The sequence below is a fragment of the Maribacter arcticus genome (assembly GCF_900167935.1).
Lineage (GTDB): Bacteria > Bacteroidota > Bacteroidia > Flavobacteriales > Flavobacteriaceae > Maribacter > Maribacter arcticus.
The window spans coordinates 1-15,190 of the sequence record NZ_FUYL01000001.1 but is presented as its reverse complement, the minus strand read 5'-3'; the positions used below and the strand labels follow the sequence as shown (position 1 = coordinate 15,190).

Annotated in this window: 12 protein-coding genes and 2 pseudogenes; 9 read left to right on the top strand and 5 right to left on the bottom strand. The window is 35.0% G+C overall.

Translation table 11 applies throughout. From position 1 onward, the window contains the following. Window positions 1–41: 41 nt before the first annotated feature. The 3 genes from B5X55_RS00070 to radC are packed head-to-tail and all read right to left on the bottom strand — an operon-like array spanning window position 42 to window position 2,718. Complete coding sequence (locus tag B5X55_RS00070; protein WP_079510371.1) at window positions 42–731, bottom strand: YjjG family noncanonical pyrimidine nucleotidase; 690 nt, start codon at window positions 729–731, stop codon at window positions 42–44. Continuing rightward, window positions 724–1,971, bottom strand: a complete 1,248-nt coding sequence (locus B5X55_RS00065) for a polysaccharide deacetylase family protein (protein ID WP_234999626.1) — start codon at window positions 1,969–1,971, stop codon at window positions 724–726. Before B5X55_RS00065 ends, B5X55_RS00070 begins: the two co-directional genes overlap by 8 nt. 48 nt (window positions 1,972–2,019) lie before the next feature. Further along, complete coding sequence (gene radC / locus B5X55_RS00060) at window positions 2,020–2,718, bottom strand: RadC family protein (protein ID WP_079510369.1); 699 nt, start codon at window positions 2,716–2,718, stop codon at window positions 2,020–2,022. 61 nt (window positions 2,719–2,779) lie between these two features. Here radC and B5X55_RS00055 point away from each other — a divergent pair, with 61 nt between their 5' ends. Next, window positions 2,780–3,223: a DUF1569 domain-containing protein gene (locus tag B5X55_RS00055; RefSeq protein ID WP_079510368.1), complete on the top strand. Its 444-nt coding sequence runs from the start codon at window positions 2,780–2,782 to the stop codon at window positions 3,221–3,223. A gap of 105 nt (window positions 3,224–3,328) precedes the next feature. Here B5X55_RS00055 and B5X55_RS00050 read toward each other — a convergent pair whose 3' ends face one another. Continuing rightward, entirely contained in the window at window positions 3,329–4,693 is a 1,365-nt protein-coding gene (locus B5X55_RS00050; RefSeq protein WP_079510367.1) for a UDP-N-acetylmuramate--L-alanine ligase, read from the bottom strand. A gap of 251 nt (window positions 4,694–4,944) precedes the next feature. Between B5X55_RS00050 and B5X55_RS00045 the strand changes: the two genes are divergently transcribed. From B5X55_RS00045 to B5X55_RS00010, 8 genes and pseudogenes are all read left to right on the top strand, one after another. Then, the gene (locus tag B5X55_RS00045) at window positions 4,945–7,818 is read left to right on the top strand and encodes a T9SS type B sorting domain-containing protein (protein ID WP_079510366.1); all 2,874 of its coding nucleotides are present in this window, start codon (window positions 4,945–4,947) and stop codon (window positions 7,816–7,818) included. Window positions 7,819–7,827: 9 nt separating this feature from the next. After that, window positions 7,828–8,775 (top strand): annotated as a pseudogene (locus tag B5X55_RS00040) (PorP/SprF family type IX secretion system membrane protein). A 1-nt stretch (window position 8,776) separates the two neighbouring features. Next, window positions 8,777–10,960, top strand: a complete 2,184-nt coding sequence (locus B5X55_RS00035) for an OmpA family protein (RefSeq protein WP_159447508.1) — start codon at window positions 8,777–8,779, stop codon at window positions 10,958–10,960. A 101-nt stretch (window positions 10,961–11,061) separates the two neighbouring features. Then, window positions 11,062–11,379 carry a cupin domain-containing protein gene (locus tag B5X55_RS00030; RefSeq protein ID WP_079510364.1) on the top strand — a complete coding sequence of 106 codons (318 nt, stop codon included), beginning with the start codon at window positions 11,062–11,064 and terminating at the stop codon, window positions 11,377–11,379. Between the two features lie 24 nt (window positions 11,380–11,403). Then, window positions 11,404–12,057, top strand: a complete 654-nt coding sequence (locus tag B5X55_RS00025; protein WP_079510363.1) for an alpha/beta hydrolase — start codon at window positions 11,404–11,406, stop codon at window positions 12,055–12,057. Then, complete coding sequence (locus B5X55_RS00020; protein WP_079510362.1) at window positions 12,035–12,820, top strand: SDR family oxidoreductase; 786 nt, start codon at window positions 12,035–12,037, stop codon at window positions 12,818–12,820. Before B5X55_RS00025 ends, B5X55_RS00020 begins: the two co-directional genes overlap by 23 nt. A gap of 153 nt (window positions 12,821–12,973) precedes the next feature. Then, window positions 12,974–13,654 (top strand): hypothetical protein, encoded by a 681-nt coding sequence (locus tag B5X55_RS00015; protein WP_079510361.1) that lies wholly within the window; start codon window positions 12,974–12,976, stop codon window positions 13,652–13,654. A 159-nt stretch (window positions 13,655–13,813) separates the two neighbouring features. After that, the gene (locus tag B5X55_RS00010; protein ID WP_079510360.1) at window positions 13,814–14,854 is read left to right on the top strand and encodes a ligand-binding sensor domain-containing protein; all 1,041 of its coding nucleotides are present in this window, start codon (window positions 13,814–13,816) and stop codon (window positions 14,852–14,854) included. Between the two features lie 134 nt (window positions 14,855–14,988). Here the strand turns inward: B5X55_RS00010 and B5X55_RS18910 are convergent. Then, window positions 14,989–15,190 (bottom strand): annotated as a pseudogene (locus B5X55_RS18910) (IS110 family transposase); the annotation flags it as partial.

Below are 15,190 nucleotides of genomic sequence, written 5' to 3'. Positions count from 1 at the left end.
GATTACATATTACAAGGCCGAACCCAGTAATAGTACTAACTCTATAAAAAGGATTTTATTTCTTGTAAATCGTAAATAATGGGAGCTTCATTATGACTTTCTTCTCTATGAGCGTTAAAATGAATTGTATGAAGACCTACTGCTTTTGCTCCAAGAATATCTGCTTCTAAACTATCGCCTATCATTAAAGAAGTGTGAGGTTTGGCATCAGCCCGGTTCAAGGCAAGGTTAAATATTATAGGGTTAGGTTTTTTTACCCCTGCCATTTCAGAATCAATAATGTGATTAAAATAACTATGAATACCTGAATTCCTCAATTTTTTATCTTGTATTTCTTGAAACCCATTGGTAATAATATGCAGTTTGTAATTTGGCTGCAAATAGTCTAGAACCTCAATGGCATTAGGGAATAGATTATTAAATGTAGAAAGATTGTTGATATATTCTTCAGACAAAATATCGATTACTTGGTCTGAAACAGGGTAGCCTATAATATCAAAAACTGACTTCAACCTTTGATATCGCAATTCTGATTTGGTGATTTTTTCCTCTCGATACATTTTCCAAAATTTCAGATTCGCAGGCATATAAACTTCTAAAAAATCTTCAATCTCTAAATTTATTTGTTGTTCACTAAATATCTTTTGAAAAGTGAATGCCGAATTTTTATCAAAATCCCAGAGTGTATGATCTAAATCGAAAAAAATATCGGTAACCTTATTTTTAAACATGTTGTTCTTTTAATATTTCAGCATACAATGACATCCAATTTCTATCATCCTTATTCCCTAAAAGTTCATTTGAGAACATTACAATTGCAGTACCATTGACTTGGCTAACCTCGTCAGTTATTTTTTTCACTTGCCGTAATATAACCTCATCTTTCTTAATTTTTGACAGGGCATAATCATGAATAGCAAAGGGGTGTATTTTAATTGGTTGCTTTACTTCTAGGGGAATATCATAAAACTGAAATGTGGTACATGTACCAGCCCTAAACCCCAATTCATAGGTATACCCCATGGTATAGTCATCAGTAAATTCGGCGGTAATTAAATTTCGGTAGGTTTCGGGCACATCTACTCTATTATAGCGCATTTTAGAGCTATTGACAGGTCTATTAATTACCTCTTCTAAGTTAGCCTTTTCTTTTCTCAATAATTCAAGATCTGTGAAAGAGCTATATGAGGCAGCCAAAGATACTGGTGCATAGTCGGCAACATATTTTATTAACGACTTAAACTTCATACTATTGGTAGAAACGTTCTTATCATATTTCGAGTAATCAGCAAACTGAAAAAAGAAATTGCACTTTACGTTGTACTTTTTATGTAGAACTATTAACTCTGCATAATTGTCAAAAGGATCCTTCATTCTATTTAGACCAACCAATATTCGGTCAATAACCCGTTTCAATCTAAGAGAACCTAAGTCCATTAACAAACCAGCTAAGCCACGTGCTATTCCCCTATTGGCATAACAATGTGAGGTAGCAACATCTAAAACTGAAACAAAATCATAGCCTTTAATTTTATATTCAAAATCATCGAAACGTTCTTTTAATGCCTCTAATAATTTATAAGCCCAAATATCGACAACAGGTTTTTGAAGAAAACCATTTTGATACGCAATACTATCTTTTGGTGAAAATCTGCTGTGTATATCTTTTACATGAGGTAAATACTCCTCGTACCTAGAAATTAGAAAAAAACTAGCTGCAAAAATATCATAGGGAAGATTACTGCGTTCGCCTGTTGTGAAAAAGCAGGGCGTGCCTTCCCAATCAGCAATACTTAATTGAATATCATTAATACCCTGTTCGAACAACAGCTCATTACTTCGTATAAAAAACTCATTCTGCAATGGTTGTTTAGTGTACGTTATTTTCGGCCCGGTATGTTTTATAAATTCCTCAACTTTAGTTGTAAAATCTAACTCAACACCCAATATATTCACGAAGATATGCCTCATGATATAGGTAAGGCGCGGTGTTATCTTATGAGTGTAAATCAGTAGCATTTATAGAATTTTTTCATCGGCAAAGCTATAATAACTTTTCTGAGTAATAATCAAATGATCCAATACCTTAACATCTAAAGTTTCGCTAGCTGTCTTTATTTTTTGGGTTATCTGCTTATCAGCAGCGCTTGGACGTAGGGTACCTGAAGGATGGTTATGTACTAAAATAATGGCAACTGCCCCAAGCTCTAAAGTTTGTTTCATTACTAAGCGCACATCGACCAAGGTACCGGTAATACCACCTTTACTTAATTGAGCCTTGTGTAATACTTTATTAGAATTGTTTAAAAAGAGAATCCAAAATTCTTCATGTTCCAAATCACCAAGTATCGGTTGTAAAAGATGATAGACATCTTGGCTGCTTCCTATTTTATCAATTTTAGCAGCGTCTTCTCCCCTTCTCCTTCTACCTACTTCTAGGGCTGCAGCTATACTTACCGCTTTTGCTTCTCCAATTCCTTTGAATGTCATTAGCTGTTTAATTGAAAGTCTACCTAGCTCATTTAGATTATTATCTACGGATGCTAAAATACGCTTAGAGAGCTCTACAGCACTTTCAGCCCTACTACCTGAGCCTATTAAAATTGCAATTAATTCTGCATCAGATAAAACCGAACGTCCTTTGTGAACTAATTTCTCTCTTGGTTTGTCATCATCTGACCAATTTTTTATAGAGAACGATGTTGGTTTATCCTGCATAGGCTAAAGATACAGAACAAATTATTTTGTGGTAAATTTAAGCATCAATTAATAGGCTTATATGAAATCATTATTGACCGAAGACGGATATCAAGAAATAAAAAGAAGAATTGAACAACTTACCGAAAACGCAGAAAAGGGTTGGGGTAAAATGTCTGTAGGTCAAATGTGTTGGCATTGTCAATATCCGCTGAAATTAGCCATAACCAATAAACCAAATACCTCTAAAGGGAATTGGTTCGTGAAAACTTTTTTTAAGAAATCGCTATATAATGATAAGCCTTGGCGTAAGAACTTGCCAACAGCACCTCAGCTAAAAACGAAGGAAAATAAAGATTTCACTTCTGAGCATGAGATACTTAAATCTTTAGTAAATGATTTTTATGCTGTACGTGAACGTGATGAATGGCACCCCCACCCTGCTTTTGGTGCATTTACAAAAGAACAATGGGGCCAAATGCAGTATAAACATTTAGACCACCATTTAACGCAATTCGGGGTTTAAAAATTGGTTTTTGGTCGTTCTAAAAAACTAAAAGTCTTACAACTAAACTTTTAAAAATTAGAATAATTCTAGCTCCATATTCCTAATTGCTAAAAAGATAACTCTTTACGTTGTACCAGCCATTAAACCCTGTAACTTATCTAAATCGAATCCGCCATAATTACCTGAACTCATTAACAACAATGTGGAGTTTTTATATTGATGATTTTCTAAAAATTCATGAAACGATTTTGCATCGGTAAAAATCTTTACATCTTTTCTTTGAAAAGCTTCTGAGATTTGTTCTGGAGTAACAACATCTAATTTTTTAATAGCTACCGATTCTGGTAGAAAGAAAATAACAGCTTCATCGGCAGCATCTAAAGCACCTTTATATTCCTTTAAAAATTCTGGGTTAAAACTGCTGTAGGTATGCAGCTCTAAACAAGCTATTAGTTTTCTATCAGGATACTGTTCTTTAACCGCTTTTGTCGTTGCCGCCACTTTACTTGGTGAATGTGCAAAATCTTTATATGCAATGCTCGAATTGCCTTCTGCAATCTTTTCTAGTCGTTTCGACGCTCCTTTAAAGGTGGCAATTGCCTCATAAAAATCGTCTTCATCAACACCCATGTTCTGACAAATCCATTTAGCACCAGCCAAATTACTTAGGTTATGTTTGCCAAATACTTCAATAGGCATTGGTCCTTCCGAAGTTTCTAAAAGAGTTTCACCATCTTCTACACTATATTCTGGGGTTGTATATGGTAATTTACGAATGGCATTTTCAGATGCTTCAACTACTTGTTTTACAGTTTCGTCTTCCACATTATAGGTAATGGAACCACCTTTTACAATACTGTCAACGAAAATTTTAAATTGCTCCACATAGTTCTCGAAAGTTGGAAATACATTTATATGATCCCAAGCAATACCGCTCAATAAAGCAATGTTGGGCTGATATAAATGAAACTTTGGTCGCCTATCTATTGGTGAGGACAAGTACTCATCTCCTTCTAAAACGATAAAGTCATTATCCTCGGTCAAATGAACCATTCTATCAAAACCTTCTAACTGTGCCCCAACCATGTAATCAACCTCAATATCATGAAAATTAAGTACATGTAAAATCATTGACGTAATCGTAGTTTTACCATGACTACCACCAATAACTACTCTCGTTTTGTTTTTTGATTGCTCGTATAAAAATTCTGGATACGAATAAATGGTCAATCCTAATTCTTGTGCTTTTAGTAATTCAGGATTATCTGCCTTTGCATGCATGCCTAAAACAATGGCATCTAAATCAGCATTTATCTTTTCAGGAAACCATCCGAATTCATCTGGCAACAATCCTTTTGCTAGCAACCTCGATTTCGAAGGCTCAAAAATAACATCATCACTACCTGTAATCTTATATCCTTTGTGCTCTAAAGCCAGTGCTAAATTGTGCATGGCGCTTCCTCCTATAGCAATAAAATGTATTTGCATTCCCAAATTTTAGTATCCAAAGATAAGTATTGTCCTTTTATAATAAAGGAATTCTAGCCTTTCGAAGACATTCATTAACTATTTAACAAACACGGTTTTATCGACGAAATGCATATTTCATTAACATTATTCAACACTTTTAGTAGTATTCACCCTACATTTTAATTACCTGACAACAAATTTTTTATAACCTTACTATTCCGAAATACTTTTAAAATCGAATAATTGCATTCATCAACCAACTACGTTCAATGAACAATTTTAAATTAAGGTTTTTCGTCTTACCGTTTTTAGCACTAAGCTTCTCAAACTTTATACATGGACAATGTGCCGGCACTGATTCAGTAATCGAAATTTGTAATAAAGATGCAAATGTTTCAAATCGAAACTTTAATCTTTTCGCAGAACTTGGTGGTGCTCCAACTACTGGCGGAACATGGTCCACTACAAACCCTGCCAATTTCAACGCCCTAAGTCAAAATTCTGGTATCGTAGATTTATGGCGAATCAATAATTATGGAGTACATGTTTTTACTTACAATAATACAGCGTGTAACCAAACAGCCACGGTAACCATTAATTTGGGAGGTTACCCTGGGGAAGACAATATTGATGGAAGTGCGAATGCATGTAGTGATAATGCTTCCGTTAACCTTAATGGATTTCTGGGTAGTGAAATTGAAGGCAAAGTACAAGATTTTAATGGCTTATGGGAAGAAGACCCTAGTACGGCCACCGGATTTATTTCTGGTTTTTCATTTGATGCATTCTCTGCGGGTCCTGGCACATATATCTTTACCTATACAACAGGTACTGTAGCTTCATGCACAAGCAGAACTGCCACCTTAATACTTGAAGTACACCCATCACCAGAAGAAGGAACGCCTGAAGATTTTGTTATTTGTACCAATGAAGATTTTTCTTCATTAACCAACGTCGACCTATTTGATTTTTTAACGGGGCAAGACCCAAATGGAACTTGGTCTGAAGGTATTAGCACAAATCAATTAAGTGATTTAAATGATTCATTTATAAATATTGATGAAATCAATACTAATTTGGGTTATGGTAGTTACCCTTTTACATATACCGTTTATCCTACCCATCCTGTTTGTACTGAAAAAAAAGCTACGGTAAACATTATTATTTTACCAGTTTTAGATGGTCCGTTAGTAGTTGACAATTTTTGCTTGGGGGATACTTATGTTGTAAACCTCTCATATGACAATACAATTTTACCAAACGGGCAGTACAATTTAGAATATACCCTCAATAGCAACTCTGGATTAAAAACTGGTATCGCCCAAGATGTTATCTTGAATAATGGCATTGCCCAATTCTCCTTAGACCCTACACTCGTTGCTACAAATGAATTTATTACCATAGATATTATTTCTACTATTGGCACTGTGCCGGCCCAAGATGTTTGTCCCACAATTTTAGTGGATGAAACAACATTTCTAGTGTCAAATGCCAATACCACTGTTTCTGAAATTTGTGTAAATACCGAAGCTACTGTTGAATTAGTTAATGTATTAGACGTTTCTGGAGGTATGGCCAATGGTTTGTATAACTTAGAATATACCTTAACAGACCCAAATGGTGGTACTGCAGACATTACCCTAACTGGAATTCAATTAACGAACGGTAATAGTTCATTTTTAATTCCTGCAACGAATTTCTTGCTAGATGGGGAATATGCTATCAACTTAACCATTGAAGATACTTTTCCAACCAATTGTAATCTTGGTGCATTATTTAATGTTTTAGCGACACCCGAGGTTATTCAACTAGATTTATTGGTAGACAACAATTGCGATGCCATACAAATAGACGTGCTTATCGATGCACCAGTTTTAGTTGACGGTACGTATATAATCACCTACGATGTCACACAATTAGGTTCGAATACAGTATTAACAACAAACACCATTAATTTTACAGGTGGTACGGCAAATTATCAAATAGATGTAGATACATTACCCATTGGTAATTATACTGCAAGTGTACGAAGTGTTCAAGATGACACCACACTTTGTCGTCTCGTTTTTGAATTTGAAGAAAATGAAAACTTTTCAAGAGGTGGCGTACCAGATGCACCACAAGCAGTGGCAAATCAAACCTTTTGTTTAAGTGACTTTCCTGGCGGACCAACCTTAATGGATATCGAGGTTACCTCAAGTGGTGATTTGTTATTCTATGCATCAGAAACCGATACCGATATGCTACCCATTACAACTCCGTTAGTTGATGGTGAAGACTATTTCATTTCAAATACAGATACGCTAAACAATTATGAGGGCACCGAACGTATACCCGTTACAGTAAGTTTTAGTAATCCTAATGCACCAACAAGTACAAATTTAAATCCGATGTTCTGCGCAGAAAACAATCCGACACTATTAAGTATTGATATTGACGTTACCGCGGGTAGTAGCATAGTTTGGTTCGATGCTAGTGCAAATGGTAACGCATTAGATGCTACGACAATTCTCGAAGATGGTGAATCTTATTTTGCTGCAACAACCAGTTCTGGGAGTTGTACAAGCACCAACCGTTTAGAAATAACACCAACGGTAGTTACGGTAGTACCCTCTTCTTTATCAGGAGATACACTAGTAGTTTGCGGACTCGATAATCCTACAGTTTTACAACTCAGAACTCTTGAAGAAGAAATTGACAATGACGTATTTTGGTATAGCACCGAAACTGGTGGCACTGCACTTAATGATGATATCGCGTTAATAGCAGATACTGTTTATTATGCAGAAAATTACAACGCAGCTACAGGGTGTTCTTCTGCTAATCGTGTACCTGTAACTGTAGACTTGAGTAATTGTGACCCTGAAAATTATGACTTCTTTATTCCTGACGGATTTTCACCTAATGCAGATGGTAGAAACGACACCTTCTTTATTCCGAATATTGAAACCATTTTTCCCGATTTCACTATAGAAATCTTGAACAGATACGGTACCTCACTATTTAAGGGCGACAAATTTAAACCCGCCTGGGACGGTAGTAATGGCTCTTCAACCGCACCTAACGGCGTATATTTTTACATCATAAATTATAAAAAAGGCAATTCAGAACCTATTCAAGGCCGACTATACTTAAACAGATAACCAATACAAATGAAACTTTTAAAAACACGCTGGGGTATCTGCATAGTTCTGCTTTTATTCCTTTTTAAACTGCAAGCACAGCAAGACCCACAGTACACCCAATACATGTACAACATGAATGTGGTAAACCCTGCGTATACCACTAATGAATTAGGCATGCTAAACTTTGGTACGCTATACAGAACCCAATAGGAAAATGCAGTTGGGGCACCTAAAACATTAACGTTTTTTGCACATACTGCACTATCAGAAAAAATAGAAATGGGAACCTCTATCATTACCGATGATATTGGTGATGGTTCTTTGAAAGAAAACAATATTTACGTAGACTTCGCTTACATTCTTAAACTAGATGAACAAAGTAATTTAAGTTTAGGTCTAAAAGGAGGTATCACTACGTTCGAAACTAATTTTAATGGATTTCGATTTCCCGAAATTCAAGATGACCCTGCTTTTAATGAGAACCTCAACAACACTTTTCCGAATATTGGTTTAGGTGCATTTTACAGTAGAGATAAATTTTATGCAGGTTTATCTATACCAAATCTTCTAACCTCTAAACATTTAGAAAATAGAGATGGTATTACACGAATTGGCGCAGAGGCTATTCACCTCTTCGGTATGGTAGGCTATGTTTTTGATGTGAATCCAAATTTAAAACTAAAACCTTCCATCTTAACAAAAATGGTAACAGGCACACCGATTACGGCAGATTTTTCATTCAATGTCCTATTCAATAATCGGTTTGAAGCTGGTGTTTCGTATCGTTTAGAAGATTCTGTCAATGCCATGTTCAACATATCGGTTGTACCCGCATTACGTATTGGCTATGCATATGATTATACACTATCTAATATAGGGTCATTCAGCAATGGCTCACATGAAATATTCGTATTGTTCGACCTAGACCTTTGGGGACTTAAAAAGGGTTATGATAAATCTCCTAGATTCTACTAAAATGAAAAAGATACTTACATACCTCATCATATTTATCGGAGTTTTTCAGACGGCCAGGGCACAACAAGATCTAGACCGTGCCAATGATCTCTTTGAAAAAGCGTATTATGCAGATGCTATTGCTTTATACGAAGCGGCACTCCCAAAAAACAAAAGCAGCCATCTCATCAAAAATTTGGCAGACAGTTACTACCATACCTTCGATTTAAATGCGGCAGCAAGGTGGTACCGTTATCTTATTTCGAATTATGGTGATACAGTTGACGAATCGTATTATTTCAAGTTAAATCAATCTTTAAAAGCTATTGGTGAATACGAAGAAGCAGAATCTGTTCTGTTTAACTTTTATACCAAAGAAGGTACTAATGCTAAACTGCAACAACTAAAGCAGAACGCTACATATCTTGAAAATGTAAAAGCTATAGGCAATCGTTTCGATATAGAAAATAGCCATTTCAATACCACATCCTCAGAATTTGGGGCAATGGAAATCGGTAATGAAATATGGTACACGGCAACCCATAAAAAATCGGGTTCTAAAACCTATCGTTGGAATAATCAACACTACTTAGATATTTACACACATCCGTTAGATAAGAAGGAATTAGGAGATAGCCTTAGCTCAGAACTATCTAATAAGATAAACACCAAATTACACGAAGGTGCATTCACAATTTCACCCGATGGGAATACCCTTTATTTTACACGAAATAATTTTAAGAACGGTAAACGTAAAACAGACGATAAAAAAATATCGAACCTTAAAATTTATAGCGCAAATTTAGTTGATGGTGATTGGAAGAATATTGTAGAACTACCTTTTAATAGTGACGATTTTTCAAATGAACACCCAACTTTAAATGCAGGTGGAACAAAACTCTATTTCTCTTCGGATAGGCCAGGCGGATTTGGCTCTTTCGATATATATGAAGTGAGCTTGCAAACAGACAATACATTTAGCATTCCTTTAAATCTAGGCAATGTTATTAATACGGATAAGAAAGAGCAATTTCCTTTTATAGCTTCGGATAATGCACTCTATTTTTCATCAAACGGACATCCCGGATTTGGACTTTTAGATGTATTTGTATCCAAAAACAAGAAGGGTGTTTTTCAGCAACCCGATAATCTAGGTTTACCAGTTAATAGTGGTTATGATGATTTTTCATATATCTTGAACAAAGAAATTAAAACAGGATACTTCGCTTCTAATCGCCCAACAGGCAAAGGCAGCGATGATATTTATAGCTTTACGGTTACCAAAGAATTGTTCATTGAAGATTGTGAGCAATCTGTTACCGGTATTATAACAGACCGTACAACTGCCCTACCACTTTCTGGCGCGACCGTTATATTGAATGATGCTAACAACGTGATAGTATCTTCCTTTATTTCTAAAGACAATGGCTCTTTTGATTTTAAAGTGCTTTGCCAAACTTCGTATACTATAAAAGCAGAAAAAGCAGGCTACGAGGGTAATTCAAAAACCATTCGCACCAATAAAGAGCGAAATGCTACCAACGATGCCTCTATGGATTTATACTCCATAGATGAAAAAGAAAAAGCGAAAGCACTAGTAGTGCAAGAAAAACTAACCGCCGAAAAATTACGGGCCGAAGCCTTGGCCATTAAAAAACTTGAAGATGAGAAAAAAGAAACCCTTCTTGCTGTACAACAAACGCAGGAAAATAAAAAACGTCTAGAACAAGAAAAAATAGTTGAAAAGGCAAAAACTGAAATTGCATTAGCTAAGAAGATTACAGCTGCCATAGACACAGAAAGTGCCTTGATAAAAGAAAATGAGCGCACCGTCATACAGACCGAAGAAATACATTTCGATTATAGTTTGTGGTACCTAAGACGAGAGTCACGTGAACGATTAAAAACCGTAATCGATGTCATGAAAAATAATCCAGGAATGATAATTGAAATTGGCACCCATACCGATATTCGTGGTAATGGTGGTTACAATAAAGATCTCTCTCAAAAACGGGCAGATTCGGCAAAAGAATTTTTGGTTAAAAATGGAATAGCATCCGATAGAATCGTATCAAAAGGATATGGGGAGTCTAAACCCATAGTTGTCTGCCTTACGGAAGATGCTTGTTCAGAAGAAGACCATGAATGGAACCGCCGATGCGAGTTTGTAGTCGTTGGTTGGGATTACGATAGTAAGAAACCCTAATCACATACTTAAATTTAAAAATCAAAAGCCTCATCGTATTAATCCTTTGAGGCTTTCTTTTTGCAACCGATTCTTTTATCTTAGTACTATATACACAAGATATGACACTGAATCTTTCCAACATTCCATCAAAAGAAATTATGCCAGGCTATTTTGGTAAACTGGTACACTCAGAAAACATGAGTATTGCCTTCTGGGAGGTGAAAAAAGACGCCAAAGTACCCGAACATGCACACATGAATGAGCAGATTATGCATGTTATGGAAGGTGATTTTGAATTTACCTTAGATGGTGAAACCAAAGTCTATAACTCGGGTGATATTGTTATCATCGCACCTCATAAAAAACATAGTGGTAAGGCATTGACCGATTGCAAATTGTTAGATGTTTTTAGTCCGACGCGAGAAGAGTATCGATAGTTGGTTGATGGTAAAATATAAAAAATGAAAATTTTCGCGATTAGTGGCCTCGGTGCAGATGAAAGAGTTTTCGATTATCTAACCCTAGATCATGAAATTGTTCCAATAAGATGGATTGTACCAAGAAAAAAGGAAACAATCATAGCATATTCCGAAAGGTTAATACAAGAGTATAAAATATTAGATGAGAATGAGTATGCTATTCTTGGGGTTAGTTTTGGTGGTCTTATCGCGATTGAAATCAGCAAAATGGTAAACCCTAAATGGACAATTTTAATATCCTCAGTAGAAACTAGAAGTGAGTTAAGTAGTATAATTAAACTTTTAGGAAAGTCTAAACTACTTAATTTGATTCCTAAAGAAATATTGAAACCGCCCCCTTTTATTGCTCAGTTTATGTTCGGTACAAATCAAAGAATACTTTTAAAGGCTATATTAAAAGATTCAGATTTGACTTTTACTAAATGGGCGCTCAAAGAACTGACGAATTGGAAAAACGAAACCAAATTACCTAACCTAATAAAAATTGGAGGTTCTAAAGATAGATTACTTCCTCCTAGAGGAAACAATACTATTTTGATTGAGCATGGTGCACATTTCATGATTGTTGATAAAGCTGAAGAAATCAGTAACATATTAAATGAAAAACTAAAAAATGAACATATCTCTAAAAAATAAAAAAGCATTGGTTGGTGGCAGTAGCGGTGGTATTGGTAAAGCAATTGCACAACAGTTGGCAGCAAGTGGGGCAAGTGTAACCCTTATGTCTCATAGTGAAGAAAAGCTACAACATATTGTAGCCAAGCTACCTAAAGACCAAGGGCAACAGCATCAATATCTAGTAGTAGATTTTAATGATTTTCACGGATATCGTAACATTATAACCGATTACTTTGAACATAACTCCGTTGATATTTTGGTGAACAATACCCAAGGTCCGGCAGCAGGTGGTGCACTCGAAAAAAAAGTAAGCGATTACCAAGAAGCGTTCGACCTACTCTTTAAAACCGTTGTTTTCACTACAGAATTGGCCTTAAAACATATGATTGAAAACAATTGGGGTAGAATTATTAATGTAGCATCTGTTTCGGTAAAAGAACCGCTTTCATACTTAGCATTATCAAACGCCATACGAGCTGCAGTAGTGACATGGGCAAAATCGTTGGCGACAGATGTCGGCAAACACAATATTACAGTGAATAACGTACTAACCGGTTATTTTGACACCGACCGTATTGCTCAACTCAATGCAAAAAAAGCCGAGCAGCTAGGTATAGAACAAAGTGAGGTTAGAAAAGAAATGGAATCGAGAGTGGCGTTACAGCGTATAGGCGACCCAAAAGAATACGGTTATTTAGCAACCTTTCTTGCCTCTGATAATGCAGCTTATATTACAGGTATAAATATCCCCATAGATGGCGGACTTTTGAAGTCACTTTAATCAATTTCAATCCAATAAAAGTTGATTAAGTTAAAGGAAAATCAACGCATATTATTCGCATACCATGATTATACTTATCGATAACCATTGATACTTTATTAGATTTGATTAAATATAAAAGATATATATAACATATGTTATATATATTTTATATTGGAAGTATATAGAACATATGTTCTATATACAATTGTTACCACACATTTGAGAAAAACTGAACGTCCATATAATCCAGAAGAGATTAAAGAACTTAAAAGCAGGAAAAATTCGCTTTGGCAACACTTTGAAAATTTCGGAATGAAATTCATTGGAATGACATTTGTTCTTTTAGCACCTTTGTTGCTTTATGACAAGTTTGTTGACAAAGTAGCATCTGAAACACAACTTCTGATTTTAATTCCATTGTTAATAATTTCAGTTGGAATTGTGATTTATTGGATGAATAAAAACGGAGAAATTGGCTGGAATAGAAAAATTGAAAACGAAATTAAAAACGGAAAAGCACAAGTTCTGAAAATAGAAACGCAAAAAGTATATAAGCGAAAAGAAACTTACGATTTAGGTTCTGGATTTTATATAAAAATATCTGAAAACGAAACATTATATCTACAAGGACAATATTTCGACCAATTACAATATTCTCGAAAATTCCCAAATACGGAATTTGAAATTTCAAGAACATCTCTGACATTTAATGAATTACTAAATTTCGAGGCTTTGGGTAAATATTTAAAACCTGAAAAGAAATTAAAAGCGTTTACAAAAGAACAATTTAACAAAGACGAAGTTCATTATGACGGAGATTTATTGAATATTCCGATTGATGAAATAGAATAAAAACGTGTGGTAACACCGTGTATAATTAATTGCTTTGGCAAGTGCTTATTTGGAAAATTCCTTCGGAATTTTCTCTGGCATGTATTTGTTTGCTAAATTAGTTGCTTAACCACGCAACTAACCATACACAAACACGTTGGCGGTAATTAAAAACAGAAAATGCAAAGATTTAAATACATATTATTAATCTTAGTTTTTACGATTTCATGTAAAACAAAGAAGCATAATACTAATAAGAGGGATAGCAAAAATGATTTGGTAATTAATGTAGGCAAAACTTTTTCTGTAATTTCAAAATTTGACACCATTTTCAAACCTAATGCGCCTAAAAGGATAACAAGAAATATCAAATTGGATAATGAAGGGAGATTATTAATAGCAGCTTATGATGATATAGTTCGATACAATGGAGATTCATTTACTAAATTAGTGAAACCAGAAGGTATTGAAAGCTGGTATGCATTCGATGTTTTAGAAGATAGCAAAGAAAATATTTGGATTGCAAGTGACCAATCAGGTGTGTTTCGCATTGATTCCGAAACTGGTGCTGTTACAAATTTCACTACAAAAGATGGACTTGGTCATTTAAGAAATATGTGTGTTTATGAGGATAAAGCTGGAAATATATGGATTGGAGGGCAAGGTGGTTTAAGTAAATATGACGGAAGTAAGTTTACGAATTTCACACTAGAAGACGGTTTACCTCATAATGACATTAACACAATTTTAGAGGATAATAAAGGAAATATTTGGTTTGGGACAAGAGGAAATGCAGGGCTTTACGATGGAAATACCTTTACTGAAATAAAAAATGACGAAGGCAAATCATTCTTCAATGTTTGGTCAATAATAGAAGATAAGTCAAATAACATTTGGCTCGTTGATAGTAGTGGTCTATGGAAACATCGCAACAACACTTTTACACATGAATTACCAGATGTTTGGAAGATTTATGAAGATACGAAAGGAGGTTTTTGGTATACAGGCATGCTTAAAGGAGGTTCTTCCACACTAAAGCGAATAGAAGCCAGTTCGTTGATTGATGAGAAATTAGAAATTACAGAAGTTTTCAAAACAGAAAGAATGTTTTTTGGAGTAGTAGAAGATAAAGAAGGAAATTTATGGATAGGTGGAGGAGATGGAATTTGGCAATACAATGGAGAAACTATTGAATATTACACAGGAATTATAAAAAAATAAAGAATAACTACCGCCAACAAAGAACTGAGGTAAAAAACAAGTAAATTCTTCCTTAATCTGAGACAATACTATTCCAGGCTCATAGATTCAATAACTTGATTCTTTGAGCTTTTTTTATTCGATCTATCTTCTATTTATCTAGGCAATATTGAAACGTAAGTTTCATCATATGGTCTTCCAGATTTTGCAATAGCAAAAGACTGTTTGAGTAGTTTGTTAGCTACAGCAATCAATGCAAGCTTCTTACTCTTTCCTTTATTCACTATTCGCTCATAAACTTCCTTGCAAGCCTTGTTGTGCTTACAAGCATTAAAGGAACATAGAAATAAAAGATTC

Excerpts from the sequence above, each read along its gene's own strand:
- B5X55_RS00070 (WP_079510371.1), bottom strand. The coding sequence starts at position 731 with ATGTTTAAAAATAAGGTTACCGATATTTTTTTCGATTTAGATCATACA.
- B5X55_RS00065 (WP_234999626.1), bottom strand. The coding sequence starts at position 1,971 with ATGAGGCATATCTTCGTGAATATATTGGGTGTTGAGTTAGATTTTACA.
- radC (WP_079510369.1), bottom strand. The coding sequence starts at position 2,718 with ATGCAGGATAAACCAACATCGTTCTCTATAAAAAATTGGTCAGATGAT.
- B5X55_RS00055 (WP_079510368.1), top strand. The coding sequence starts at position 2,780 with ATGAAATCATTATTGACCGAAGACGGATATCAAGAAATAAAAAGAAGA.
- B5X55_RS00050 (WP_079510367.1), bottom strand. The coding sequence starts at position 4,693 with ATGCAAATACATTTTATTGCTATAGGAGGAAGCGCCATGCACAATTTA.
- B5X55_RS00045 (WP_079510366.1), top strand. The coding sequence starts at position 4,945 with ATGAACAATTTTAAATTAAGGTTTTTCGTCTTACCGTTTTTAGCACTA.
- B5X55_RS00035 (WP_159447508.1), top strand. The coding sequence starts at position 8,777 with ATGAAAAAGATACTTACATACCTCATCATATTTATCGGAGTTTTTCAG.
- B5X55_RS00030 (WP_079510364.1), top strand. The coding sequence starts at position 11,062 with ATGACACTGAATCTTTCCAACATTCCATCAAAAGAAATTATGCCAGGC.
- B5X55_RS00025 (WP_079510363.1), top strand. The coding sequence starts at position 11,404 with ATGAAAATTTTCGCGATTAGTGGCCTCGGTGCAGATGAAAGAGTTTTC.
- B5X55_RS00020 (WP_079510362.1), top strand. The coding sequence starts at position 12,035 with ATGAACATATCTCTAAAAAATAAAAAAGCATTGGTTGGTGGCAGTAGC.
- B5X55_RS00010 (WP_079510360.1), top strand. The coding sequence starts at position 13,814 with ATGCAAAGATTTAAATACATATTATTAATCTTAGTTTTTACGATTTCA.